Here is a 25,984-nt window from a genome sequence, read left to right on the forward strand (position 1 = left end):
ACAAATTATACATGAAAAACTTTAAATTATTGTTATTTGGTATTCTTTTAAGTACTTCATTTACAATGTTTGCTCAACAAACTGTAAAAGGTATCGTAAAAGAAAAAGCATCGGGTGATCCTTTACCGGGTGTAAGTGTAGTAGTAAAAGGTACTACTAAAGGAACAGAAACCGACTTTAACGGAAACTTTAGATTAGAAAAGGTAAATTCAGGAGCTATTCTTGTTTTTAGATACTTAGGGTATGCCGATAAAGAAATTACTATTGGTACAGAAGTAAACTTAACTGTAGAACTTACAGAATCTTCTGAACAACTAGATGAAATTATTGTTGTTGGTTATGGTACTACAACAATTAAAGATGCAACTGGCTCTGTAGAAGCTATTACTGCAAAAGAATTTACAAAAGGAAATATTGTAACGCCAGAAAACTTATTAAATGGTAGAGTTGCCGGTGTAAACATTACAACAAGTGGTGCTCCTGGTTCTGGATCTGAAATTACCATTCGTGGTGGTTCTTCTTTAAGTGCATCAAACGCACCATTAATTGTTATTGATGGTTTACCAGTTACCAATAACGGTACTGCTGGTAGTAGAGGAATCCTTTCTAGTATTAACCCTGCAGACATCGAATCTTTTTCTGTACTTAAAGATGCTTCTGCAACTGCAATTTATGGTTCTAGAGCTTCTAACGGTGTTATTATTATTGTAACTAAAAAAGGAAAAAGTGTTTTCTCTTTAGATTATGATTATCAATACAGTGCTGGTGAAGTTTTAGATAGAATTAATGTATTTTCTGCAGACGAATTTAGAAACCTTGTAAACTCTCAACCAATTTCTGGTACAACTTTAGATACTAGTTTATTAGGTAATGCCAACACAAACTGGCAAGACGAAGTTTTACAAAACACTGTTTCTACACAACACAACATTACTGCAAAAGGATCTCTTTTTAATAAAATACCAACTAGATTATCTGTTGGTTTTTCTGAACAACAAGGTGGTATTATTACATCAGAATTTGACAGAGCAAACGTTTCTTTAGCAATGAATCCTTCTTTCTTTGAAGATCATTTAAAGGTTTCTTTAAACTACAACAGAGCATTTACAAATAGTAGATTTGCTGCTGGTGGTATTGGTGCTGCTTTAAGATACGACCCAACACAACCTGTAAGAGCTGCAGGACCTTACGGTGGTTTTTATCAACATTACACAGGCGGAAATTCTGATTTTGTATTAGCTAATGGTGGTACAAACCCAGTGGCTAGCTTATTACAAAATAACAACACTGGTAAATCTTTTAGACAATACGGTAATTTAAATTTAGATTATAAATTCCATTTTTTACCAGAACTAAAATTTGTTGTAAACGTTGGTTTCGATAGAACAGAAGGAAGTTACATTTCTAACGGATCTGTTTTAGGACCAAGAAGTTTTAATACAGTAGTAGTTGGTAATAATTCTTACGGAAACCAAAATAGACATAACGAATTATTAGATTCTTACTTTAATTATACAAAAGAGTTTAAAAACGTAAAGGCAGATATTACTGCAGGTTATTCTTACCAAGAATTTACTGGAGACGGTTTTAACAGCGGTAACTTAAATGACCCTAACAGCAGTAGAGATACTTACGTAAATACACCAGAGGTATTAATTGGTTTTTTTGGTAGAGCAAACTTTACATTTTTAGAAAAGTATTTACTTACATTATCTTATAGAAGAGATGGTACTTCTAAATTTAGTTCAGAAAACAGATGGGGTAATTTCCCTGCGGTTGCTGCAGCTTGGAGAATTAGTGACGAAGATTTCTTAAAAGATTCTGATGTAGTTTCTAACTTAAAGTTAAGAGCAAGTTATGGTATTACTGGTCAGCAAGATATTAGCAACCCAGAAATTTACTTAACTACTTACCGTTTTGGTAATAGTAACTCGCAATTTTTATTTGATGGTAACGCAATTCAATCTACAATACCACAACCATTTAACCCAGATATTAAATGGGAAGAAACTACAACGTTAGAGTTTGGTTTAGATTATGGTTTATTTGACAATAAAGTTTCTGGTACATTAGGCGTTTTTCAAAAGAACTCAAACGATTTATTATTTGATACTCCTATTGCAGATGGTACAAACTTTACCAATAACATTACAAGAAACATTGGTGAATTACAAATACAAGGTGTAGAATTCTCTTTAAATTCTGATGTAATTAAAACTGATGACATTGATTGGAACTTAAACTTTAACGCAACTTATATCGATAGAGAAATTACTTCTATTCCTTTAGGTAGAGATTTAAATGTAGGTTCTATTGCTGGTGGTACAGGTGCTACTATTCAAGTGCAAAGAGAAGGTTTTGCTCCTAATTCATTTTACGTTTATAAACAATTATATGACGCAAACGGTGCTCCTATAGAAGGTGCTTATGCAGATTTAAACGGAGACGGAATTGTAAATGCAGATGATAGATACATTAAAGACAATGGTCTTGCAGATGTAACTTTAGGTTTTCAATCTAACTTTAACTACAAAAACTTCGATTTATCTTTTAATTTAAGAGCAAGTATTGGTAATTACGCTTATAATAACGTAAACTCTTCTACTGCACAGTATGCTTTATTACAAGATCAGCAAGTTTTAGGTAACATACCTACTTCTGTATTAGATTATAATTTTAGAAATACAGCAGATGTAATTTCTTCTGATATTTATTTAGAAAACGCTTCTTTCTTAAGAATGGATAACATTACTTTCGGGTACACAATCAATCCATTAATCAAAAAGTTCTCTGGAAACAGTATTCGTTTATGGGCAGGTGTTCAGAATGTATTTACAGTTACAAATTACTCTGGTCTAGATCCAGAAATTTTTAACAACGGTATAGATAACCTAAACTTTCCAAGATCTAGAACTTTCTTGTTAGGAGCTAATATTAAATTTTAATCAAATTAATTATGAAAACAAATTTAACAACATATAAAGTAATGATGTTGGTAACGATATTTTTCGTTTCATTTACATCATGTACTAAAGATTTAGATATTACTCCTCAAGATGATCAAACATTATTAGGAGAAGACTTTTTCGCCAATGAAACTTCCTATAAAGAATTATTAGCTGGTGTTTATGCAAACTTATCTTTAACAGGTATTAATGGCCCAGAATCTTCTAACATTATTGGTTTAGATGCAGGTACAAGTCAGTTTGGTAGAACTTTATTATACTTACAAACTCTAGCTGCAGATCAAATAATTTGGTCTTATGAAAATGATGGTGGTGTTGCCGGGATTCAAAGAAATAACTGGACAGACCAAAACCCATTAATTTTAGGTATGTTTAGTAGAGCACATGCAACTGTAGCTTTTGCTAATAATTTTTTAAGAGAAACTACTTCAGAAAAATTAGATAGTAGAAATGTTTCTACTGATGTAAGAGCAGATATTGTTACCTACAGAGCAGAAGCAAGATTATTAAGAGCAATGTCTTACTATTACTTAATAGATTTATTTGGTCAAGCAAACTTTGTAACAGAAGAAGATCAAGTTAATTCTATACCAAAAGCAGCAAACAGAGCAGAACTTTTTACTTATGTCGAAGCAGAATTAAAAGCTATCGATGCAGATTTATTAGATGCAAAAACAAACGAACATGGTAGAGCAGATAAAGCTGTAGCTGCAATGATTTTAGCTAAATTGTATTTAAATGCAGAAGTATATATTGGTGAAGCAAAATATGACGAATGTGTTGTAGAGCTTAACAAAATAATTAATGCTGGATATTCTTTAGCACCAGATTATTTATTAAACTTTACTGCAGACAATGATACCAATGCGGCAACGAATGAAATTATTTTTCCTTTAGTTTCAGACGGTACAATTGTTCAAAATTACGGACCAACAACTGTTTTGGTAAACGGTTCTGTAGGTAGTTTAGAGGCTAACGGTGCACCATTAGGTGTTGGCGCTGGTGGCTGGGGAGGCGCAATCAGATTAAGAAAACAATTTGTACAATTATTTGATGGTGGTGTTTTCTTGCAAGACACAAGAAATAATATTATCTCTGGTTCTAGAAGCATCGATATTTTAGATATTTCTAATAAAGACCAAGGTTATGTAATCGAGAAATTTTCGAATGCAAAATCTACAGGAGGTTTTGGTTCTGACCAAACTTTTGTTGACACAGATTTTCCTTTATTTAGATTTGCAGATGTTTATTTAATGTATGCAGAAGCTCACTTAAGAGGTGCTACAAATACATCAGAAGTAAATGCTTTAACGTACATTAATAATTTAAGAATTAGAGCTAACAATCCACAGACAATTACTTCTGCTGAATTAAATTTAGATTTTATCTTAGATGAAAGAGCAAGAGAATTGCACTTAGAAGCTCATAGAAGACAAGATTTAATTCGATTTGGTAAGTTTACTGGTGGTTCTTATAATTGGACATGGAAAGGTAACGGTACAAATGGTATTTCTTTACCAAGTCATTTAGACTTATACCCTATTCCTTCTGCAAGTTTAGCAACAAGTCCAAACTTACAACAAAACTTAGGTTACTAAAAACTAATACATTTTAAGAATGAAAAATATAAAAAGATTTTCAGTATTTGCAATCATTGGAATGCTACTATTAGCATTTAATGCTTGCGATGATAGTTCTGAATTATTCGAAATATCGACACCTACAGCTGCTAATTTATCAGAATTAAGTTTCTCTAAATTAGAACTAGATGCTGTTAACACAAACAACCCTGCTTTAACCCTTAATTGGGATAAAGCAGATTACGGACAACAAGCTGCCGTAAATTATACTGTAGAGTTTTCTGCAGACGAAGAGTTTACTGCTCCAGCAATTGCTACTGTAGTTACTGGTTTAAACTCGGTAACTTTATCAGTAAACGAAGTTAATGCAGCGGCAGGAAATGCAGGTTTAAATCCTTTTGAATGGAAAGATTTATATGTTAGAGTAGTTTCTTCTTTAGGAACTCAAAATGGTGCAAAAACTCCGTCAAACACAATAACTTTAGAAGTATATCCTTTCTTTAATTACGTTTTTAACGATTTTTATATTGTAGGTGATGCAACTGCACCAGGTTGGAACAACAACAACAACAATCCTGCTTTATTTAGAGATGCTGATGATAGTAATACTTATTATTATACAGGTTTCTTTGCAGATAACGGACACTTTAAAGTTTTAGCTACAAAAGGTTTATGGACACCTCAATACGGTACAGATGATGGTTCTTCTGTTGGTGTAAACGATGGTACAGGTTCAGACCCAGAAAGATTTCCTACTGCAGGAGCTAGCGGAATTACAGCTGGTTTTTATACTTTTAAAATTAACTTTGCTAGTAACACTTTTTCTTTTGAACCTTTTGATGAAACAGGAATTACAAGTCCTGCAAGTTTATCTTTAGAAGGTACAAGTACTGCAAGTGTAGCCTTAACTCCTTTAGATTTTGATGGACATATTTGGACTGCTTCAAACGTAAAATTAAACCCAGGAAATGTAGAATTTGTTACAGATGCTGGTGCTAAGTGGGGTAATACAACTTCTTTCTCTGGAACAGCTACTGTTAGCGGTGGTGCAATTCCGGTTGTTGTAGAAGATGAATATGATGTTTGGTTTAATGACTTAACAGGTCGTTATATCTTAATTCCTTTGAATTTATAATTTCAAAATAACTTATAACAGCGATATAATGAATACATACATAAAAAAATTAAGCTACTTATTTTTATCATTAACACTTATTTTAGGTGCTTGTGATGCAAATGAGAGCTTAACAGTAACAAGTCCAGAAGCTGAGTTTGTTTTAAAAACTCCTGGAATTAGCAATATTTTCTTAAATTTTGCTTTACCAGATAATCCTGCGTTCACAATTACTTGGAACGATGATATTAATACAGGCGCTACTTACAGCGTAGAAATGTCTTTAGATGCAGAGTTTAGTGCACCAGTTGTATTAGGTTCTACAGAAAATAAAAACTTTTCTATGACAGTTGCAGAACTTAACGACGTGTTAAGTGATGCTAACATTAAGTCTTATGAAGAAACTGGAGTTTATTTAAGATTAAATACAGGTTCTGAAGTTTCTAATACAATTTTATTTCAAGTATCTAAATTTGTAGTTACACCGCCTGCTTTTACAAGTCCTGATAATGGTTTTAGTGTAGTTATTACTGATACAAATCCAGATGATATTGCATTAACTTTAACTTGGGAAGATCCAGAAATTACTGCTAATAGTACAGTAGATGTAACTTATAATGTAGAAATGGATTTAGCAGGAAATAACTTTGCTGCTGCAACATTAATTGGTTCATCAGACACTAATACATTCGAAATTTCTCATGATAATTTAAATGATTTAGTAATAGCTGCTGGAGGAAAAGCAGATGAAGCAACAAATTTCGATTTTAGATTAATTGCAGTTGCAAAAACGGCTGGTGGAGATTTAAATAGAACATCAGAATTAATTACGCTTTCGTTAACAGCATTTAAAGCAGCAATACCAGATAATTTATTTATGGTTGGTGCACATAACGGGTGGAACAATGCAGATGCAACACAACAATTTTATAACGATGGTAATGGTGTTTTCTCTAGAGTTCAAACTTTTTCTGCAAATGATGAGTTTAAAATGATTCCTGTTTCTGGTGACTGGGGTGGTGATTATGGTGAAGACCCTAACAATCCTGGTAAAATAGTACAAGAAGGAGAAAACAATATTAAAGTTGAAACTGCTGGAACTTATTTAGTAATTGTAGATTTTAATACTTTAAGCTTTAAGCTATCTAACATCGATACTTTATTTATGGTTGGTGCACACAATGGATGGAACAATGCCGATGCTTCTCAACAATTTAGCACATCAGGAAATGGAGTATTTACAAGAATGCAAACTTTTTCTGAAGGAGATGAATTCAAAATGATTCCTGTTTCTGGTGATTGGAGTGGTGATTACGGTGAAGATCCAAATAATCCTGGTAAAATCATTCAAGAAGGAGAAAACAATATTAAAGTTGCTGCCGCTGGTACATTTATGGTTACTGTAGACTTTAACGATTTATCGTTTAGTTTAGTAGAAGTACCTGTAAACTTATATTTAGTAGGTTCTCCTAATGGTTGGGATAATGCATCTGCACCTGCTTTTACAAAGTTAGAAGATGGTGTTTTTGAAATTACACAAACTTTAACCGCTACAGATGAGTTTAAATTTTTACCAGTACAAGGTTCTTGGGACAATGACTGGGGAGAAAGCGGAACTTATGCTGGTATGCTAGTTAGAGATAATGAAAGTAACGTAAAATCTCCTGGAGACGGAACTTATAAAGTTACTGTAGATTATACAAAAGGAACGGTTACAGTTCAATAAAAAATAATACTATTTATAAAGGCTGTTCTTAATCGAATGGCCTTTATATTTTACAATTAACTATATGAAAAAAATTACCTCTTTACTTTTATTATTATTCTCAATAATAAGTTTAGCACAACAACAAAATGTAAATTATGCTGTTTCGCCTGTTTCTTTTGATGCTACAGATGAGATAACAATTACTGTAAACAACATCAACCCTGATCTTTGGGGTGTTACAGATGTATATTTATGGTCTTGGTCTTATGATTTAAATGATGCTAATGAAATGGATTCGCCTAACAATGGTAGTTGGACCAATTCAAGCGAAGCGCAAAAAATGACCAAAATTAACAATACAACATACGCAATTACCTTTACGCCTACTACTTTTTATAACAGAACAGAAATAGGAAGAATTGGAATGTTAGTGAAAGCAAAAAATGGCGACGGTGATAAGAAAACTCAAGACAAAATTTTTGAAGTTGGTAAATTTCAGGTGACTTTAAATGCTCCTGTAGAAAAAAACTCAATTTTAAATTCTGGAGATCAGCTTTCTATTTCTGCAACTGCCGGATTAACTTCAAACTTTAATTTAAAAGCAAACGGTACTTCTATAGACCAACAATCTAATATTACAAATTATAACTTTTCTGCAACGGTTACAGAAAACACAGATTTTGTTTTAGAAACTACAAATAATGGTACAACTATTACAAACGAATTTTCTGCAATTGTAAAACCAACAGTTACAGAAGCTAGTTTACCTGTAGGATTAAAAGATGGTATCAATTTAAACCCTGCAGATAACACAAAAGCAACATTAGTATTTTATGCGCCTTTAAAAGAATTTATACATGTATTGGGCGATTTTAATAATTGGACTGTAAACAATAATTATTTATTAAAAAAAGATAGTGCTAAAGATCGATTCTGGATTGAATTAACAAATTTAACGCCTCAGCAAAATTACACTTATCAATATTTAGTTGATGGTGAATTAAGAGTTGCAGATCCTTATTCTACAACAATTTTATCAGAAAATAACGATACTTATATTGATAATGTTACATATCCAGATTTACCTGCTTATCCATCAGGAAAAACTACAAACGTTGTAACTTTATTAAGAACTGGCGATGCAGATTTTGTTTGGCAAACAACAAATTTTACAAAACCAAAGAAAACAGACTTAGTAATTTACGAATTATTAATTAGAGATTTTGATGCTTTACATAGTTTTGATGCTGTAAAAGCAAGATTAGATTATTTACAAGATTTAGGTGTAAATGCAATAGAGTTTATGCCTGTTAGTGAGTTTGACGGAAATGAATCTTGGGGTTATAATACTTCATTTCATATGGCATTAGACAAGTATTATGGTAACAAAAATTCTTTTAAATTATTAATTGATGAATGCCACAGAAGAGGAATTTCAGTAATTTTAGATGTTGTTTACAATCATGCTTCTGGTCAAAATCCGTATTACAGAATGTACAATACAGATAATGGTGGTTTTGGCGGACAAGCAGCTGCAAACAGTCCATTTTTTAACGCAACAGCAAAACATTCTTTTAGTGTTTTCAACGATTATAATCACAGCAAACAAGCTGTAAAAGATTATGTTAAAAGAACTACACAATATTGGATTGATGAATACAAAATTGATGGTTTTAGATGGGATTTAACAAAAGGTTTTACTCAAAACTGTACTGCAAATGATGAAACTTGTACAAGTAATTATCAACAAGATAGAGTTGATGTTTTAAAAGAATATGCAGATTATCAATGGGAAAAAGATCCAAACTTTTATATTATTTTCGAACATTTAGGTAAAAATGAAGAAGAAAAAGAATGGGTAAACTATAGATTAAATGAAGGAAAAGGAATTATGGTTTGGGGAAATCATAACGGAAATTATAGTGAAGGAACTTTAGGTTTTAATTCTAATGGAAAATCTGATATTTCTTGGGTTTCTTATAAAGAAAGAGGTTTTTCTGTACCAGCAAACGTAAGTTACATGGAAAGTCACGATGAAGAAAGATTGATGTATAAAAACCTTCAATTTGGTAATTCTAGCGGTAATTATAGTGTAAAAAACCTAGCAACTGCTCTTGACAGAGTTGAATTAGCTGGTGCTTTTTACTTTACAATTCCGGGACCTAAAATGATTTGGCAGTTTGGTGAATTAGGATACGATATTTCTATCAACGAAAATGGAAGAGTTGGTAATAAACCAATTTTATGGAATTATTTTGATGTGGAAGATAGAAAGGATGTTTACAACACGTATTCTAAATTAATTCAGTTAAAACTAAAGTATGATATTTTTGAATCTTCTAATTTCACCTTAGATGTTGCCAATTCTAATGGCCTTAAGAAAATTCAACTAACGGATACTTCTTCATCAGAAATGCAATATGTAACAATTGTTGGTAATTTTGGGGTTACAACTCAAAATATTAGTCCTTCATTTCAAACTTCTGGTACTTGGTATGATCTTTTAAATGATAACGCCACAAAAACCGTTATAAACGTTAATAGCACAATTACCTTAGCTCCAGGAGAATTTAAAGTGTATGGTAATATGCCAGCAGCACTTTCTACAGAAGATATTTTCTTAGAAAATAAAATAGTTGCTTATCCTAACCCTACCTTTAATAATTTTAGAATTAATGCTGATACTAAAAAAGTAGAAATCTATAATTTACAAGGAAGAAAAGTAAAGAAATTTAAAGGTAATTTTAACTCAACATCAGAATTTTCTGTTGAAAATTTAAGTAAAGGAGTTTACTTTATTAAAGTTGATAATTTAGATTATTCTCTTAAAATCATAAAAAAATAACAACTTTTGCAAAAAAATAAAAAGGTCTTCAAATATTTTGAAGACCTTTTTTTTATAAAATTATTTCCTTTTTTGGTTTAAAGGAACTGGTTTTTCTATTTTGTTTACAGGTGTACCATATAAATCATAATCACCTGCATCATGAATTTTTATATCAATAAACTCCCCTATTTTTATATAGTGCTCTTTTGCATCAACAATTACATCGTTATCAACGTCAGGAGAATCAAATTCTGTTCTTCCATAGAAATACTCACCGTCTTTTCTATCAAATAAACATCTAAACGTTTTTCCTATTTTTTGCTGATTTAATTCCCATGAAATTTGAGATTGAACTTCCATTATTTCATTTACTCTTTGAAACTTAACATCAGCAGGCACATCATCTTCTAAAACATAAGCACCAGTATTTTCTTCATGAGAATATTCAAAAGCACCTAAACGTTCAAAACGCATTTCTTCTACCCAATCCTTCAACTCTTGAAACATTTCTTCAGTTTCACCAGGATATCCAACAATTAAAGTTGTTCTTATTGCCATTTCTGGCACTGCTTCTCTAAATTTATGAATTAAAGCTGTTGTTTTTTCATGAGTTGTTCCTCTTTTCATCGATTTTAACAACTCTGTGTTTATGTGTTGTAACGGAATATCTAAATAATTACAAACTTTAGGTTCACGTTTCATTACATCTAAAACATCCATCGGAAAACCAGTAGGAAATGCATAATGTAAACGAATCCACTCGATACCATCTACTTTTACCAAAGCTTCTAACAATTCTGCTAAAGCTCTTTTTTTATAGATATCTAAACCATAATAAGTTAAATCTTGTGCAATTAGCATAATTTCTTTAATTCCTTTTTCTGCTAATTTTGTTGCTTCTATAACAATATCTTCTATTGGTGTAGATTTATGTTTACCACGCATTAACGGAATCGCACAAAAAGAACATGGTCTATCGCAACCTTCTGCTATTTTTAAATAAGCATAATGTTTTGGCGTTGTTGTTAAACGTTCTCCAATAAGTTCGTGCTTATAATCTGCTTCTAAAACCTTTAAAAGATTTGGTAAATCGTGTGTTCCAAAATATTGGTCTACATTCGGAATTTCGTTTTCTAAATCTGGTTTATATCTTTCACTTAAACAACCAGAAACAAAAACTTTATCTACTTCACCTGCTTCTTTTCTTTTAGCATAATGCAAAATAGTATCAACACTTTCTTCTTTTGCTTTACCAATAAAACCACATGTGTTTATTACAACAATGTTTCCATCATCTTCCGGATCTTCATGAACAACATCTTTTCCGTTTGCTTTTAATTGTCCCATTAAAACTTCACTATCGTAAACATTTTTAGAGCAACCTAAAGTAACAACATTTATCTTATTTTTTTTGATGGTTTTTGTACGCATATTTCTAGCTTTTAGCCTAAGTAGTATTTACTTAAAACTTTAAATCTTATTTATAATTGTTTTATTTACTTAAAAATAAAAACGAGTGCAAAAATAGTACTTTTTAAATGATTGGTATTCTTTCTATTGATAGTTTTTAGGCATTTTTCTAACTTTTGTTAATTGTTCGAAAGCATAGCCAATTTCTAAAAGTTTTCTTTCTGAAAAAGGAACACCTATAAAGGTTAAACTTATTGGTTCACCACTATCTTTATATCCCATAGGTACAGTAAGTGTTGGGTATTTTGCTACTGCAGCAATACCAGAATGATAATTGTTAATAGATAAGATTGCATCTAAATTTTGCTCTTTTAATGCATTTAAATATTTAATTCCTTCATTATTTAATTGCTTTTTAATTGTTGCTAATTCGCTTAAAGTTGTTTCATCTTTAACAATACCGTCAAATAACTGCTGCCCATAAGGCGCTCTAAGTAAACTATCTTTTAAATTAAAAATAGTAATATCTTTTACTGATTTATGTATTATGTTTTTATCGGCATTTGTAGATAAATATTTTGGCAAATCTATTTTCATATCAATGTTTAACAATGTTGTAAATCCATCAAAAGAAATTTCTGGCGGAGTAATTTCTTCAATTTCTACACCTACTTGTCTTAATTTATCAACAGTTAAAGCATATATCGAATCTGACAAAAGACCTTTAATTACACCTAATTTTGTGCCGTCTAAACTATTTTTAAATCCGTTCTGAAAATAATCTTCATCAATAGATTTAGATGCCGAGTCTAATTTATCAAAACCTAACATAGCATTCATAAAAATAGCATTATCAATAACATTTTTTGTCATCGGACCAGGTGTATCTAAAGTACTAGAAATAGGCACAATACCTGTTCTACTTAAAACCCCAATAGTTGGTTTTAAACCTACCACAGAATTTAAACTAGATGGTGAAGTTATAGAACCCGCAGTTTCTGTTCCTACAGCTGCAACAGCAAAATTTACTGCTACCGTAACACCACTTCCAGCAGAACTTCCTCCTGTTTCAAATTGACCTCTACCATAAGGGTTCAAGGTTTGACCACCAACAGCAGAATAGCCCAACGGGCAACCAGAGCAAAAGAAATAAGCCCATTCACTTAAATTAACTTTTCCTAAAATCAATGCTCCGTTTTCTTTTAGTTTATTTACGATAAATGCATCATCTGTATTGTTATTTTCTGCCAAGGCAATTGCACCAGCAGTTGTAGGCATACCTTTTGTATTAATATTATCTTTTAAAAGAATTGGCATACCAAAAATGGAGAAATCAGAAATAGACGTTTTACTTTGATCTTTTTCTCTTGCTTCTTTTAATACATTAGGATTAAGGCTAATAATGCTATTTAATGATTTTGTAGAATCACTTTCAAACTTTCTAATTCTATATAAATAGAAAAGAGTTAATTTTTCGTAAGAAAGTTTACCGCTTTTTATGTTTTGCTGTATCGTTGGTATGTCTTTCTCTAAAATTAACGGTTTTAAACTGTTATAATCTTCATTAGAAAAAGTAGATAAATCATTTTCAAAGGGTTTAAAAACTGTATTCATATCTAAATATTTAGACTGAAACAATTTAAATTGCATTCTTTTATTTTTATGATTTTGCTGCTCTTTTAATGCATCTTGTTCATCATATTTTTTAAAAATTACATTAGGTTGTTTTTCTGCATTCTTGTCACATGCAGATAAAAAAAGACCGATTGATAAAATAAATAGTAGTTTTTTCATAAATTAATCTATATTTTCAAATATACAATTTTAAACCATTTTAATAATTAACAGTCTTAAAAACAAAGTTTTTACATGAAGCATCTTATTTGTTTTTTTACAACTCTATTACTTTTTTCTTGTAGTACAGAAAATAAAATTGAAGAAACTTTAGAAACCCCAAATCTAGAAACTTATTATCCTGATAATAATACTGATAAATGGGATACTATTTCTTTAAATGATCTTAATTGGAATGAAGCTGAGCTACAACCACTACTAGATTATTTAGACGAAAAAAACACCAAAGGTTTTATAATTCTATATGATGGTAGAATTGTAGTAGAAAACTATTTTAACAACCATACTGCTAGCACTAATTGGTATTGGGCAAGTGCTGGCAAAACACTTACTGCTACTGTTGCAGGAATCGCAAATGACAATAATCTTATAAGTTTAGATGAGAAAGTTAGTACCTATCTAAATCAAAATTGGACAAGTATATCTATTGATAAAGAAAACTTGATTACTTGTGAAAATTTATTAAATATGACTTCTGGTTTAGATGATAGTTTAGGTGATTCTACTTCTGCTGACAACTTAAAATATATTGCTGATGCTAATAATCGTTGGGCATATCATAATGTATATTTGAAGATGCAAGATATTATCGCTACTGCAAGTAAGACTACCTTTAAAAGTTATTTTGAAAACAATTTAAAAAATAAAATTGGTATGTCTGGTAGTTGGATAAAACTAAATGACTTAAATATTTATTGGAGTACTACAAGAAGTATGGCTCGTTTTGGATTATTAATTCAGAATAAAGGTAAATGGAATGATACACAAATTGTTTCTGAAGATTTTATTAGAAAAGCGACGAGTACATCACAAAACATAAATAAATCTTACGGATATTTATGGTGGTTAAATGGTAAAACTAGTTACCACCTGCCACAAAGTCAATTTGAGTTTAGTGGTTCTTTAATTCCAAATGCACCAAATGATTTATTTTGTGCACTCGGTAAAAATGATCAAAAAATATATATTGTACCAAGTAAAAAGCTTGTTATTGTTAGAATGGGTGCATCAGCAGATGCGTCTAATTTTGCGCTTTCTAATTTTGATAATAATTTATGGGAGAAAATAAACACTCTTATAAATTAATAAAAAAACAAAAAAGCCTCTAAAATTAGAGACTTTTTGATATATGTTAAAATGTAATTTTCTATTTGAAAAAAGAATCTACAAACTCATGTTTGTTAAAAACCTGTAAATCTTCAATTCCCTCTCCTACTCCGATATACTTTACAGGAATTTTAAACTGATCTGAAATACCAATAACAACTCCTCCTTTTGCTGTTCCGTCTAACTTTGTTACAGCTAAAGAAGTTACCTCTGTCGCTTTTGTAAATTGTTTTGCTTGTTCAAATGCATTTTGACCTGTAGAACCGTCTAATACTAATAAAACATCATGTGGTGCATCTGCAACAACTTTTTGCATTACTCTTTTTATTTTAGTTAACTCATTCATTAAATTAACTTTATTATGTAAACGACCTGCAGTATCTATAATTACAACATCGGCACCTTGCTTTACTGCAGATGTTAATGTATCAAAAGCTACAGAAGCAGGGTCAGATCCCATTTCTTGCCTTATAATTGGCACATCTGTTCTATCTGCCCAAACTTGTAATTGATCTATTGCAGCTGCTCTAAAAGTATCTGCTGCACCTAATACAACTTTTAAACCTTGTTTTTTAAATTGAGATGCCAATTTACCAATTGTAGTAGTTTTACCAACACCATTTACACCAACAACCATTAATACATAAGGCATTTTATTACCGCTTGCATCATTTGGTATTTCCGGTATTTTAAATTCTGTTTCGTTACCTAAATTTGTTTCTGATAATAAACCAGCAATTTCTTCTCTAAGAATTTTATTTAATTCTTCTGTACCAACGTATTTATCTTTAGCAACTCTAGCTTCTATACGCTCTATAATTTTTAACGTAGTATTTACACCAACATCAGAAGCAACTAATACCTCTTCTAAATTATCTAAAACATCATCATCTACTTTAGATTTACCGGCTACAGCTTTAGAAAGTTTATCAAAAAAATTAGTTTTTGTCTTTTCTAATCCTTTATCTAAAGTTTCTTTTTTTTCTTTTGAAAATATTTTTTTAAAAAAACTCATTTTTATATTTTAATCTATACAAAAAATACGTTAAAAAACGTGCCATTTGTTGGGTTAGGTCAAATTGTCACTAAAAAAGCCTTTTGCGTTAGCGATAGAGGCTTTGTTGGAGCTCCTTGAAAAGAGCGACTGCCGAAAGCGCCACCTTTTTAGGAACGCCCAAAAGTACGGAATATTAGGGCACAAAAAAAACTACTTTCTAATTTAAGAAAGTAGTTTAGATATATTTATATAGTAAATATTACTTTTTTGCTAAGAAATCGTTTACTTTAGAAGGATCCATGATCTTCTCTACAAACATGTAAGCTCCTGTTTTAGGAGATTTAACCATCTTTATAGCTTTACTTAATCTTTTTGATGAAGTTTGTAACGATGCTACTGTTTTTTTTGCCATTGTCTAATGTTTTTTATCTATGTGCTCTATTCTGAGTTCTAGATATGTTTAAATTACTTAATTTCTTTGTGAACAGTCATTTTATTTAAAATAGAGTTAAATTTCTTAATCTCCATTCTATCAGGACTGTTTTTCTTGTTCTTAGTTGTAATGTATCTAGAAGTACCTGGTTTACCAGTTGCTTTGTGCTCTGTACATTCTAAAATTACTTGAACTCTGTTACCTTTTTTTGCCATCTCTGTATAATTTTAATCTGCTTAAACTTATTTAGTTAAAAAACCGTTAGCTCTTGCTTCTTTTATAACTGCAGAAATTCCTTTCTTGTTAATATTTTTTAAAGCAGATGCAGATACTTTTAAAGTAATCCATTTATCTTCTTCTGGAATGTAAAAACGCTTTGTCATTAGATTAGCGTCAAACTTTCTCTTAGTTCTATTTAAAGCGTGAGAAACATTGTTCCCAACCATTGCTTTTTTTCCTGTTAATTCACAAACTCTAGACATCTTTTCGACAGTTTTATTAGTGTTATCTCTAAACGAGGTGCAAATTTACAAATAAATCTAGTTTTGAGCAAAATAATTTTACAAATTTTTAAAGAATTTCTTTCTGAAGAATTTCTAAAGCTTTGCTTACAGTTCTATTAATCACTTTTTCTCTAGGTTGACCAAAATCAAACTCTTTTACAAACTCTTCATTATCAGATACAAAAGCAATAAAAACAACTCCAACACTTTTATCTGTCTTATCTTGTGCAGGTCCTGCGTTACCTGTAACAGCAATTGCATAATCTGTTTTTAATTTATTTTTTACACCTTTAGCCATTGCTAACGCAACCTGTTTACTAACTACAGAATGCTCTTTTATAATTTCTGCAGAAACATTTAGTAAATTTATTTTAGCTTCTTCGGAGTATGCAACAATACTTCCTTTATAGTATGAAGAAGATCCAGGAACCGCCACCAAAGTTGCTGCAATTTTACCACCAGTTAAACTTTCTGCAGTCGCTAATGTTTTTTTATTTTTTGTCAGCAACTCTCCTACCCGCTTTTCTAAGGAGTTATCGTCATCTAAACCAGTTATAAATTCTGGAATCAATTTATAAACTTCATCTACTTTAGATGTTAATTCTTTTTCTAAAAGTTCTCTATCTGTACCTTTTGCAGATAAACGTAAACGAACTTTACCAAAAGATGGTAAATACGCCAGCTTTATATAACTTGGTAAATTGTCTTCAAAATGCTCTAATGTTTCTGCGATAGTACTTTCTCCGGCCCCATAAGTCATAATTGTTTTATGAAATATATAAGGTAACTGATATTGCTTTTGAATTCTTGGCAATACTTCATTTGCAATTAATCCTTTCATCTCATAAGGTACGCCTGGTAACGATACAAAAACCGTTTCGTTTTCGAAAAACCACATTCCGGGTGCTGTACCAAATGTATTCATTAACAAGGTTGCTTTAGAAGGCAATTGTGCTTGTGTTTTTTGAATTTCTTTAAAAGGATGATTTATTTTTTTAAAAAGTGCTTTTATATGAGCAATAACTTCTGGATACTCTACAACCTCATCATCTTTAAAATAAGTTGCAATTGTTTTTTTGGTAATATCGTCTTTTGTTGGCCCTAATCCGCCAGTTAAAATAACAATATCTACTCTTTCTTGTGCTTCTTTTAATGCGTTTAAAATATGCTGTTTATCATCTTGAATAGATGTTACTTGATAAACAGATACTCCTATTTTATTTAATTGCTGACCAATAAATTGAGAGTTTGTATCTACAATTTGACCAATTAAAATTTCATCTCCTATTGTTATAATTTCTGCATTCATTCTTTTCCTATTTCATTTATATCTGTATCGTTTCCGCTATTTCTTGCAAGTCTTTTTCTTAAAAACACAAATAAAAGATACGGAATAATAATACTTAATAAGACTGATAAATTTTTGTTGTAACTATATTCTTGGGTAATTTCAAAATCTTTAACAAAGCCATAAACTAGCAAATAAATTAATCTTATTGCTATGGATATAGTAAAGCCGATAAAAAAATATATTGTTTGATTTTTTTGATAACGTTTTGCTAAATAAACAAAACAACTACCTATAAATACAGAAGCTATTATTTGAAAAACAAAATTAACCAACTTTATTTTACTCTAATATTAAAAGCTTCTTTACCTTCTATTACACCTTTTAAAGTATCATTTTCGGCAACTTTGCCAACACCAGCTGGTGTACCTGTATAAATAATATCTCCTTTTTTTAATGTGAAATATTGAGAAACATATGCAATTAATTCATCAATTTTCCACAACATTGCGTTAGTATTTCCGTCTTGTACTATTGCATCATTTTTATACAATTGAAAATTTAAATTTTCTAAATCAAAGTTTTCCTTTGGATAAAACTCACCAACAACTGCGCTTCCATCAAAAGCTTTTGCTTTTTCCCAAGGCAATCCTTTCTCTTTGCATTTAGCTTGTACATCTCTTGCTGTTAAATCGATTCCTAAACCAATTTCATCATAATATTTATGCGCAAACTTTGTATCTATATGTTTACCTACTTTATTTATCTTTACTAAAACCTCTACTTCGTAATGAACATCATCAGAAAAAGGCGGAATGAAAAAAGGGTTTTTTCTTGGTAAAATTGCAGAATCTGGTTTTAAAAAAACAACAGGATTTTCTGGTTTTTCATTCGCTAATTCTTCTATATGTTTTGCGTAATTGCGCCCAATACAAATTATTTTCATACTCAATTACTAATTTTAATTACGAATATTACCCCCGTAATTGATCATTTATAATTAAAAATTATTCTCCTGCTTCTGGAAAAACAATAGCTCTATTTCCTGAAACTATTATTTGATGATTTAAATGATTTTTAACTGCTCTTGCTAAAACCAATTTTTCTATATCTGCACCAATTCTTTTTAACGTAAACGGTGTACTTTCGTGTGTAACAGGTTCTACATCTTGCTCGATAATTGGACCTTCATCTAAATCTTCTGTAGCATAATGTGCTGTTGCTCCAATTAACTTTACACCTCTTTCATAGGCTTTTTTATAAGGATTTGCACCTTGAAAAGCTGGTAAGAAAGAATGATGAATATTAATTATTCTTTCTGGATATTTATTAATAAAGTTAGAAGATAAAATTTGCATGTAACGTGCCATTATTGTCAAATCAATTTCATTATCATCTAATAACTTCATTACTTGCGCTTCTTGCGCTTCTTTTGTATCTTTTGTTACTGGCAAATAATAATAAGGCACATTAAACATTTCTGCAATATGTCTTAATTTATCATGATTACTTATAATTAACTTTACATTACAATCTAATAAACCCTCTTTGTTTCTAGACAACAAATCATATAAATTATGACTTGTATGAGAAACCATAATAGCTACATTTTGTCTATCATCACCATAATATACAGACCAATCTATTTGTAAAGGTTCAGACAACTCTACAAAACTATTTTCTAAAACAACTCTAGAAATTTCTGCACCATCTGCATCTAAACGAATTCTCATAAAATATGTATTTTCTGTGGCATTTACATATTGCTGACAACTAACAATATTAAAAGAGCGTTCGTAAAAGAAATTGGTAATTTTTGCCAATAATCCTTTTTGATCTGGACATTTTATAAGAAATGTTACTATTTGTGGTTTCATTGTAATTAATTGTGACGTATTCATATCAAATTACGAGATTAAATAATCTCGTAATTCTAAAATTTATTATTGGCTATGGAATCCATTTTTTTGGAAAGTTAGGTTTTCTTTTTTCAAGAAACGCATCTCTTCCTTCTTTAGCTTCATCTGTCATGTAGGCTAAACGAGTTGCTTCTCCGGCAAAAACTTGTTGCCCAACCATACCGTCATCAGTTAGATTCATTGCAAATTTTAGCATTTTTATAGAAGTAGGCGATTTTTCTAAAATTTCTTGCGCCCATTGATATGCGGTATCTTCTAATTCATCATGCGGAATTACAGCATTTACCATTCCCATTTCATAAGCTTCTTGTGCAGAATAGTTTCTACCTAAAAAGAAAATTTCTCTAGCTTTTTTCTGACCAACCATTTTTGCCAAATATGCAGAACCATAACCACCATCAAAAGAAGTTACATCTGCATCTGTTTGTTTAAAAATTGCATGTTCTTTAGATGCTAAAGTTAAATCGCAAACAACATGTAAACTATGTCCGCCACCAACTGCCCAACCTGGTACAACACAAATAACCGCTTTTGGCATAAAGCGAATTAAACGTTGTACTTCTAATATATTTAATCTGTGATAACCATCTTCACCAACATACCCTTGATGTCCGCGTGCTTTTTGATCTCCGCCAGAACAAAAAGAATAAACACCATCTTTTGTACTTGGTCCTTCTGCAGACAATAAAACAACACCAACACTTGTATCTTCGCCAGCATCATAAAATGCATCGTACAATTCTTTAGTAGTTTTTGGTCTAAATGCGTTCCTTACATTTGGTCTATTAAACGCTATTCTAGCAACACCGTTGCATTTCTTATAGGTAATATCTTCGTATTCTTTAACAGTTTTCCACTCGGGTTGTATCATATTTTTGTATTTTAGACGTTCTAAAAGAGAACAAAAGATTCTTATCTACAAAAATAAACATTCTAAATGATGATTAAGAAATCACCGCTATTAATATTCTTATTTTTTTCAATTTGTATTTTTTCTCAGAAAATTATTACCAAAACTATCAATTCTGATTATGTTGATGATAAAAGAGAAATTAAAATTTATTTACCTGAAGGATATGATGATAAAGAAGAGAAAAATTATCCTTTAGCAATTGTTTTAGATGCAGAGTACTTATTTGATGCCTATGTAGGTAATGCGGTGCTTTTTGCAGCCAAAGATAAAGCACCAAAACAAATAATTGTTGGTGTCAAAATGGCATCCACAAGAAAAAAAGACACCTATTTTAATAGAAATAATGGTAATTTAACTGTTGAAAATAAAAAATTCTATCAATTCTTAAGAAATGAAGTAATCTTCGAGATTGAAAGTAATTATAAAACATCGCCATTTATTTCGATAATTGCAGAAGGAACGTCAGCAAACTTAGCTACAACTTTTTTAGCTGAACAAACGCCAATCATTAACGCATATGTATGTATAAACCCTACTTTTTCTGATTTTATTGGCACACAATTACAAAACTATAATTTACCTAGTTTAGAAAAAGAAGACAATACTTTTTACTTCTATACAAATAACTCGAACTCTTTTTCGGCAAACAAGCAGACTAAAATTTCTCAATTACAATCCGGACTTTCTAGCTTAGAAATTAAAAACTTCAATATTATAAACGATACGATTAATACAAATAGTAGTATTTCTGCTATTTCTGAAGCAATGCCAAGAGCTATTACAAAAGTTTTTGAAATTTATTCGGCAATTTCGAAGGAAGAATTTGATAAAAACATTAAAGATTTATCGCCAATTGATGCCATCTCTTATTTAGAAAACAAATATTTAGATATCGAGTTTTTATTTGGAAGTAACTTAGGTATTAGAGAACAAGATGTTTTTGCTGTAGAAAAAATAGTTATCGAAAAAGAAAATGGAGATCAATTACTAAATTTCGGAAAAATGATTTTAAAACTTTTTCCTTCTTCACCTTTAGGCAACTATTACATTGGTCGTTATTATGAAGAAGGTAAAAATATTAAGAAAGCATTATACCATTATAAAATAGGTTATGGTAAAATGGATCCGGCAGATCCTAATGCAGATGCTTTTTATGAAAATGTTTTAAGATTGGGCGGTCAATAAGTTATTTAACCAATTCTATTCGATCTTCTTTAATGTCTATTAATTTTTGTCTATATAGATTACCAACCGCTTTTTTAAATGCTTTTTTACTCATTTTCATATGAAAACGAATTGAATCTGGCGAGCTTTTATCTGTTAACAATAAAAAACCTTCTCTACTGTTTTTTAGCTTTTCTAAAACCTTGTCAACATCTGCATCTATTACATTTCTAAAACCTTGTGGTCTTAAAGAAACATCGATTTTACCATCTTCACGAATCTTTTTAATATAACCGACAACTTCCATGTTTTCTTCTAAGTCCTGAAAAACTTCACTTCTAAAAAGCAAACCATCATACTCTTCATTAATTAAAACAGTATATCCTAAACCAGTTTCGGTTTCTATAACAAGGTTTACTTTTTCACCTTCTTTCAAATTCATTTCCCCTTCGTATGTATCTTCTTGTGATTCCATTATTTTATATATTTAAAATATTCTTTTAAAATTAAATCATTTTCTTTACTTGGTGTAAAGATTTCTAAAATTTTTGGTTTTTGAGTCTGTGCAGAATTTATCTCTACACTTTCATCAAAGAAACCTTTTAATTGTTGCGCAACAGTTTCTGTAGAAAAAGCTTTTAGATATTCGAAATTATGCATTTTACATAAATGTTCTGCAGTTAAGCAGTGTGGTGTTTCAAAATATTTTGTTGCGTTGGTTGTTTTTGGTCCTGGTATAATTTTAAAAATACCGCCACCAGAATTGTTAATTAAAATAATTCTAAAATTACTTGGTATATTTTTATTCCAAAGTGCATTAGAATCATAGAAAAAACTTAAATCACCAGTAATAAATACCGTCTGATTTTTATTTGCAAAAGCAGCACCAACTGCCGTAGAAGTACTACCATCTATACCACTTGTACCTCTATTACAAAAAACAGTATTGCTTTTATCAATAGAAAATAATTGTGCGTATCTAATAATAGAACTATTACTAATTTGAATCTGACAATTATTAGGCAAATCTGCTAAAACTTGTTCAAAAACTTTAAAATCTGAATGTGCTGTTTGGGCTAAAAAACTAGCATGTTTCTCTCTTCTTTTATCTCTAATTGTTAACCATTCGTCTTGATAAGTACTTTCTTTTTTAACAACCAAGTTGTTAAAATTCTTAAAAAAATCTACTGGTTGTGTTTGTATAAATTCTGATAAACAGAAAAAAGTATTTGTAGCTTTTTTAGCATCAATATTCCAATGATGTTTTGGTTGATATTTTCTTAAAAACTGTTTAATTCTTTTCGAAACTATCATTCCCCCAAACGTAATTAAAACTTCTGGCTTTAAATTTTCAAACTGATTGTCGTCCAGAGAAAATATCAACTGATCTATAGAGTTTACAGCTTTATTATGATGTAAATTAGAGGTTGTCTCTGTAAAGATTAAAACCGAATCGTCATCAGCATATAAATCTATTAATTGGTGTAATTCCTCATCAGGATAACTAACACCAACTAAAATCATTTTCTTTTCTGCGGCATTCCAAATATTCGATAAATTATCATAATCAATATGAGAATTATCTAAAGAACTCATCGATATATGCGGAAAATGATATTCTTGTAATACAGAAACTGTTTCATACAAAGGCTCATCAAAAGGCACATTTATATGCACCGGACCTTGCTTAGAAACTGCTGTTTGTAAAGCTTCGCCAATTAATTGAGAATTTCTGGTTTTAAACTTTTCGTTTTCGATTAAGTTTGCAGAAAATAAAATATGATTTTCGAAAACATTTTCTTGACGGATTGTTTGGCCATCACCAATATCAATTAAATGCTTTGGTCTATCCGCAGAAATTACCACCAAAGGTATATTGCTATAAAAAGCTTCTGCTATTGCAGGATAATAATTTAATAATGCAGAGCCAGATGTACATAAAACTGCAACAGGTTTTTGAGTTTGTTGCGCAATACCTAAAGCAAAAAAAGCAGCACAACGCTCATCTACTACACTTAAAGTTTCAATTTCTTTATGATTAGAAAAACCAACAGTTAAAGGTGCGTTTCTTGAACCTGGTGATATAACAACAGTATCAATTTCGAATTGATTACATGCAGATATTACAATTTGTGCGAGTTCTTTTTTTGGATACATTACTATAAATTACAAAGTAGCAAAGTTACGAAGTACAAAAGTGAATAAAGACAAAAAAGCCAGAAAGTAAAAAATAACTTTTCTACTTTCTGACTAATTTTATGTAAAATCAACTATGTCGATTAGTTTCCTTTTTGGTAATCTGCTAAAAACTTAGCTAAACCACTATCAGTTAATGGGTGTCTTAACAATCCTTCGATAGCGCTTAAAGGACCTGTCATTACATCAGAACCTAATTTTGCACAATCTATAATATGCATTGTATGACGCACAGAAGCTGCTAAAATTTCTGTTTCGAAACCATAATTATCATATATATGACGAATTTCTGCAATTAGGTTTAAACCATCTGTAGAAATATCATCTAATCTACCAATAAAAGGCGATACGTAAGTTGCACCTGCTTTAGCAGCCAATAAAGCTTGTCCTGCAGAAAAAACTAAAGTTACATTTGTTTTAATTCCTTTAGAAGAAAAATATTTACACGCTTTTACACCGTCTTTAATCATTGGTAATTTTACAACAATCTGCGGATTTAAAGCAGCCAAAGCTTCACCTTCTTTCACCATACCATCGAAATCTGTAGAAATAACTTCTGCAGAAACATCACCATCTACCAACTCACAAATTTCTTTATAATGGTTAATAATGTTGTCTTCTCCTGTAATTCCTTCTTTAGCCATTAAAGATGGGTTTGTTGTAACTCCGTCTAAAATACCCAAAGCCTGCGCTTCTTTAATTTGCTCTAAATTTGCTGTGTCAATAAAAAATTTCATTTGTATCTATTTTATTTTAGTTGTGTTCTATTTTTTTGGGCGTTCGAGCGGGCTTTACGCACTCGCTTTTTGTTTATACTTCACAAAAGAGCTCAAACAAAGCTTCAATCCCTAACGCAAATATAGTTAGTTGAATATAATTTCTGTTCAATCAAAAACTATATTTTATTACTAGTTATAAACAGTAATATTACAATTTATAATGATTCATTAATAATTTTTCGAACCAAGTATCTGGCAAAATTCGTTTTAATACAATAGAAAATTTCTCTAAAGTTCCGCCTACTTTATAATGTATTTTAGGATTTTTTGTATTGATAATTTTATACACTTTTTTAGCCATTTCTATAGGATCTTTACCTGTGTCTACATGCGCATCCATTAAATCTAAATTGGCTTTGTAATTTTCTTTGTATACAGAATCTTTAAAAAGTGGCGTATGGTATCTTCTAGAAATTATATCTGTTGCAAAATCTCCTGGTGCAACATTTACAATATTAATTCCGAATCTTTTTACCTCCATTCTTGTCGCTTCCGTTACCAATTCTAATGCACCTTTAGAAGACGAATAAATTCCTCTAAACGGTAAACCCATATAACCAGCAATCGAAGTTGTGTTAATAATAACACCATATTTTTGCTTACGCATAAAAGGTAAAACTGTTTTAATTACATCGATAGCACCAAAGAAATTTGTGTTAAAAGCGTTTCGCATTTCATCTGTTGGCGTTTCTTCTATCGGACCTGTAACACCAATACCAGCATTATTTACTAAAATATCTATTCTACCTTCTTTTTCTATGATACTAGAAACTGCCGTTTTTATCGTTTCAATTTTTAAAACATCCAAAGCAATTAATTCAAAAGAAAAATCTTGCTCATTTTTTGGGTTTCTACTTGTACCATAAACTTTATAACCTTTTTCAGATAAAAAAGTAGCAATTGCTTTACCAATACCAGAAGATGCACCGGTAACTAATACTATTTTAGACATATTTTAATACTTACAACAGATTACATTCTTAAAAGTAATCTTTTAATTTGCTGCAAATATCTAAAAAGTAAACCAAGCAATCTAAAAATTAGAAAAGTAATTGTGTAAAGTTAAAAGAAGTAATTGCACAAAACTATTGGGTACAAAAAATGGCAAGCTACCTACATCACACCGCTACAACCTAATACCTTTGCTGCGTTCCCGCCCTGGAGGATTCAAAGGGAGCTAGTTGTGTAGAACTTGCCGATGCAAATTTACAATCTATTTTGATTAA

21 protein-coding genes and 1 other RNA gene are annotated in these 25,984 nt (G+C 30.6%); 7 read left to right on the forward strand and 15 right to left on the reverse strand.

What is annotated here, in order from left to right; translation table 11 throughout:
• The first annotated feature begins 11 nt into the window (after positions 1–11).
• The 5 genes from B5464_RS01110 to B5464_RS01130 all read left to right on the forward strand — a co-directional run bounded on the left by B5464_RS01110 (position 12) and on the right by B5464_RS01130 (position 10,213).
• Positions 12–2,945 carry a SusC/RagA family TonB-linked outer membrane protein gene (locus B5464_RS01110; protein WP_079736854.1) on the forward strand — a complete coding sequence of 978 codons (2,934 nt, stop codon included), beginning with the start codon at positions 12–14 and terminating at the stop codon, positions 2,943–2,945.
• 11 nt (positions 2,946–2,956) lie between these two features.
• Entirely contained in the window at positions 2,957–4,564 is a 1,608-nt protein-coding gene (locus tag B5464_RS01115; RefSeq protein ID WP_079736855.1) for a RagB/SusD family nutrient uptake outer membrane protein, read from the forward strand.
• Positions 4,565–4,583: 19 nt separating this feature from the next.
• Positions 4,584–5,681, forward strand: coding sequence for a SusE domain-containing protein (locus B5464_RS01120; protein WP_079736856.1), 1,098 nt, complete (start codon positions 4,584–4,586; stop codon positions 5,679–5,681).
• A gap of 28 nt (positions 5,682–5,709) precedes the next feature.
• A complete protein-coding gene (locus tag B5464_RS01125; RefSeq protein WP_079736857.1) occupies positions 5,710–7,386 on the forward strand; it encodes a SusE domain-containing protein in 1,677 nt (558 codons plus the stop codon).
• Positions 7,387–7,450: 64 nt separating this feature from the next.
• A complete protein-coding gene (locus B5464_RS01130) occupies positions 7,451–10,213 on the forward strand; it encodes an alpha-amylase family glycosyl hydrolase (RefSeq protein ID WP_079736858.1) in 2,763 nt (920 codons plus the stop codon).
• A gap of 60 nt (positions 10,214–10,273) precedes the next feature.
• On the opposite strand, the gene rimO is transcribed toward B5464_RS01130, so the two are convergent.
• Together rimO and B5464_RS01140 are read right to left on the reverse strand one after the other, a co-directional pair.
• Positions 10,274–11,626 (reverse strand): 30S ribosomal protein S12 methylthiotransferase RimO, encoded by a 1,353-nt coding sequence (gene rimO, locus B5464_RS01135; RefSeq protein WP_077809615.1) that lies wholly within the window; start codon positions 11,624–11,626, stop codon positions 10,274–10,276.
• Between the two features lie 123 nt (positions 11,627–11,749).
• Entirely contained in the window at positions 11,750–13,399 is a 1,650-nt protein-coding gene (locus B5464_RS01140; protein WP_079736859.1) for an amidase family protein, read from the reverse strand.
• 75 nt (positions 13,400–13,474) lie between these two features.
• Between B5464_RS01140 and B5464_RS01145 the strand changes: the two genes are divergently transcribed.
• Entirely contained in the window at positions 13,475–14,545 is a 1,071-nt protein-coding gene (locus tag B5464_RS01145) for a serine hydrolase (protein ID WP_079736860.1), read from the forward strand.
• 61 nt (positions 14,546–14,606) lie between these two features.
• Here B5464_RS01145 and ftsY read toward each other — a convergent pair whose 3' ends face one another.
• The 8 genes from ftsY to B5464_RS01190 form a co-directional block, all read right to left on the reverse strand.
• Positions 14,607–15,581: a signal recognition particle-docking protein FtsY gene (ftsY, locus tag B5464_RS01150; protein WP_079736861.1), complete on the reverse strand. Its 975-nt coding sequence runs from the start codon at positions 15,579–15,581 to the stop codon at positions 14,607–14,609.
• 241 nt (positions 15,582–15,822) lie between these two features.
• Positions 15,823–15,975 carry a DUF4295 domain-containing protein gene (locus B5464_RS01155; RefSeq protein WP_077809619.1) on the reverse strand — a complete coding sequence of 51 codons (153 nt, stop codon included), beginning with the start codon at positions 15,973–15,975 and terminating at the stop codon, positions 15,823–15,825.
• Between the two features lie 53 nt (positions 15,976–16,028).
• A complete protein-coding gene (gene rpmG / locus B5464_RS01160) occupies positions 16,029–16,211 on the reverse strand; it encodes a 50S ribosomal protein L33 (protein ID WP_077809620.1) in 183 nt (60 codons plus the stop codon).
• A 27-nt stretch (positions 16,212–16,238) separates the two neighbouring features.
• A complete protein-coding gene (gene rpmB, locus B5464_RS01165; protein ID WP_077809621.1) occupies positions 16,239–16,478 on the reverse strand; it encodes a 50S ribosomal protein L28 in 240 nt (79 codons plus the stop codon).
• 88 nt (positions 16,479–16,566) lie between these two features.
• Positions 16,567–17,808 (reverse strand): competence/damage-inducible protein A, encoded by a 1,242-nt coding sequence (locus B5464_RS01170; RefSeq protein ID WP_079736862.1) that lies wholly within the window; start codon positions 17,806–17,808, stop codon positions 16,567–16,569.
• 316 nt (positions 17,809–18,124) lie between these two features.
• Positions 18,125–18,733 carry a fumarylacetoacetate hydrolase family protein gene (locus B5464_RS01180; protein ID WP_079736864.1) on the reverse strand — a complete coding sequence of 203 codons (609 nt, stop codon included), beginning with the start codon at positions 18,731–18,733 and terminating at the stop codon, positions 18,125–18,127.
• Positions 18,734–18,794: 61 nt separating this feature from the next.
• Entirely contained in the window at positions 18,795–19,664 is an 870-nt protein-coding gene (gene purU, locus B5464_RS01185) for a formyltetrahydrofolate deformylase (protein ID WP_079736865.1), read from the reverse strand.
• A gap of 73 nt (positions 19,665–19,737) precedes the next feature.
• Positions 19,738–20,577: a 1,4-dihydroxy-2-naphthoyl-CoA synthase gene (locus B5464_RS01190; protein ID WP_077809626.1), complete on the reverse strand. Its 840-nt coding sequence runs from the start codon at positions 20,575–20,577 to the stop codon at positions 19,738–19,740.
• 66 nt (positions 20,578–20,643) lie between these two features.
• On the opposite strand from B5464_RS01190, the gene B5464_RS01195 reads away from it, so the two are divergent.
• The gene (locus B5464_RS01195) at positions 20,644–21,804 is read left to right on the forward strand and encodes an alpha/beta hydrolase-fold protein (RefSeq protein WP_231963623.1); all 1,161 of its coding nucleotides are present in this window, start codon (positions 20,644–20,646) and stop codon (positions 21,802–21,804) included.
• 1 nt (position 21,805) lies between these two features.
• Here B5464_RS01195 and B5464_RS01200 read toward each other — a convergent pair whose 3' ends face one another.
• The 5 genes from B5464_RS01200 to ffs form a co-directional block, all read right to left on the reverse strand.
• Positions 21,806–22,258: a DNA-binding protein gene (locus B5464_RS01200; RefSeq protein ID WP_079736867.1), complete on the reverse strand. Its 453-nt coding sequence runs from the start codon at positions 22,256–22,258 to the stop codon at positions 21,806–21,808.
• Positions 22,258–23,940, reverse strand: coding sequence for a 2-succinyl-5-enolpyruvyl-6-hydroxy-3-cyclohexene-1-carboxylic-acid synthase (menD, locus tag B5464_RS01205; protein ID WP_079736868.1), 1,683 nt, complete (start codon positions 23,938–23,940; stop codon positions 22,258–22,260). The genes B5464_RS01200 and menD overlap by 1 nt, the downstream gene beginning before the upstream one ends.
• Positions 23,941–24,062: 122 nt before the next feature.
• Entirely contained in the window at positions 24,063–24,716 is a 654-nt protein-coding gene (gene fsa, locus B5464_RS01210) for a fructose-6-phosphate aldolase (protein ID WP_077809630.1), read from the reverse strand.
• Between the two features lie 190 nt (positions 24,717–24,906).
• The gene (locus tag B5464_RS01215) at positions 24,907–25,710 is read right to left on the reverse strand and encodes an SDR family oxidoreductase (protein WP_079736869.1); all 804 of its coding nucleotides are present in this window, start codon (positions 25,708–25,710) and stop codon (positions 24,907–24,909) included.
• 147 nt (positions 25,711–25,857) lie between these two features.
• An RNA gene (gene ffs, locus B5464_RS01220) (signal recognition particle sRNA small type) lies at positions 25,858–25,956 on the reverse strand.
• Between the last annotated feature and the right edge of the window lie 28 nt (positions 25,957–25,984).

The sequence above is a fragment of the Polaribacter sp. KT 15 genome, assembly GCF_900143115.1.
Lineage (GTDB): Bacteria > Bacteroidota > Bacteroidia > Flavobacteriales > Flavobacteriaceae > Polaribacter > Polaribacter marinaquae.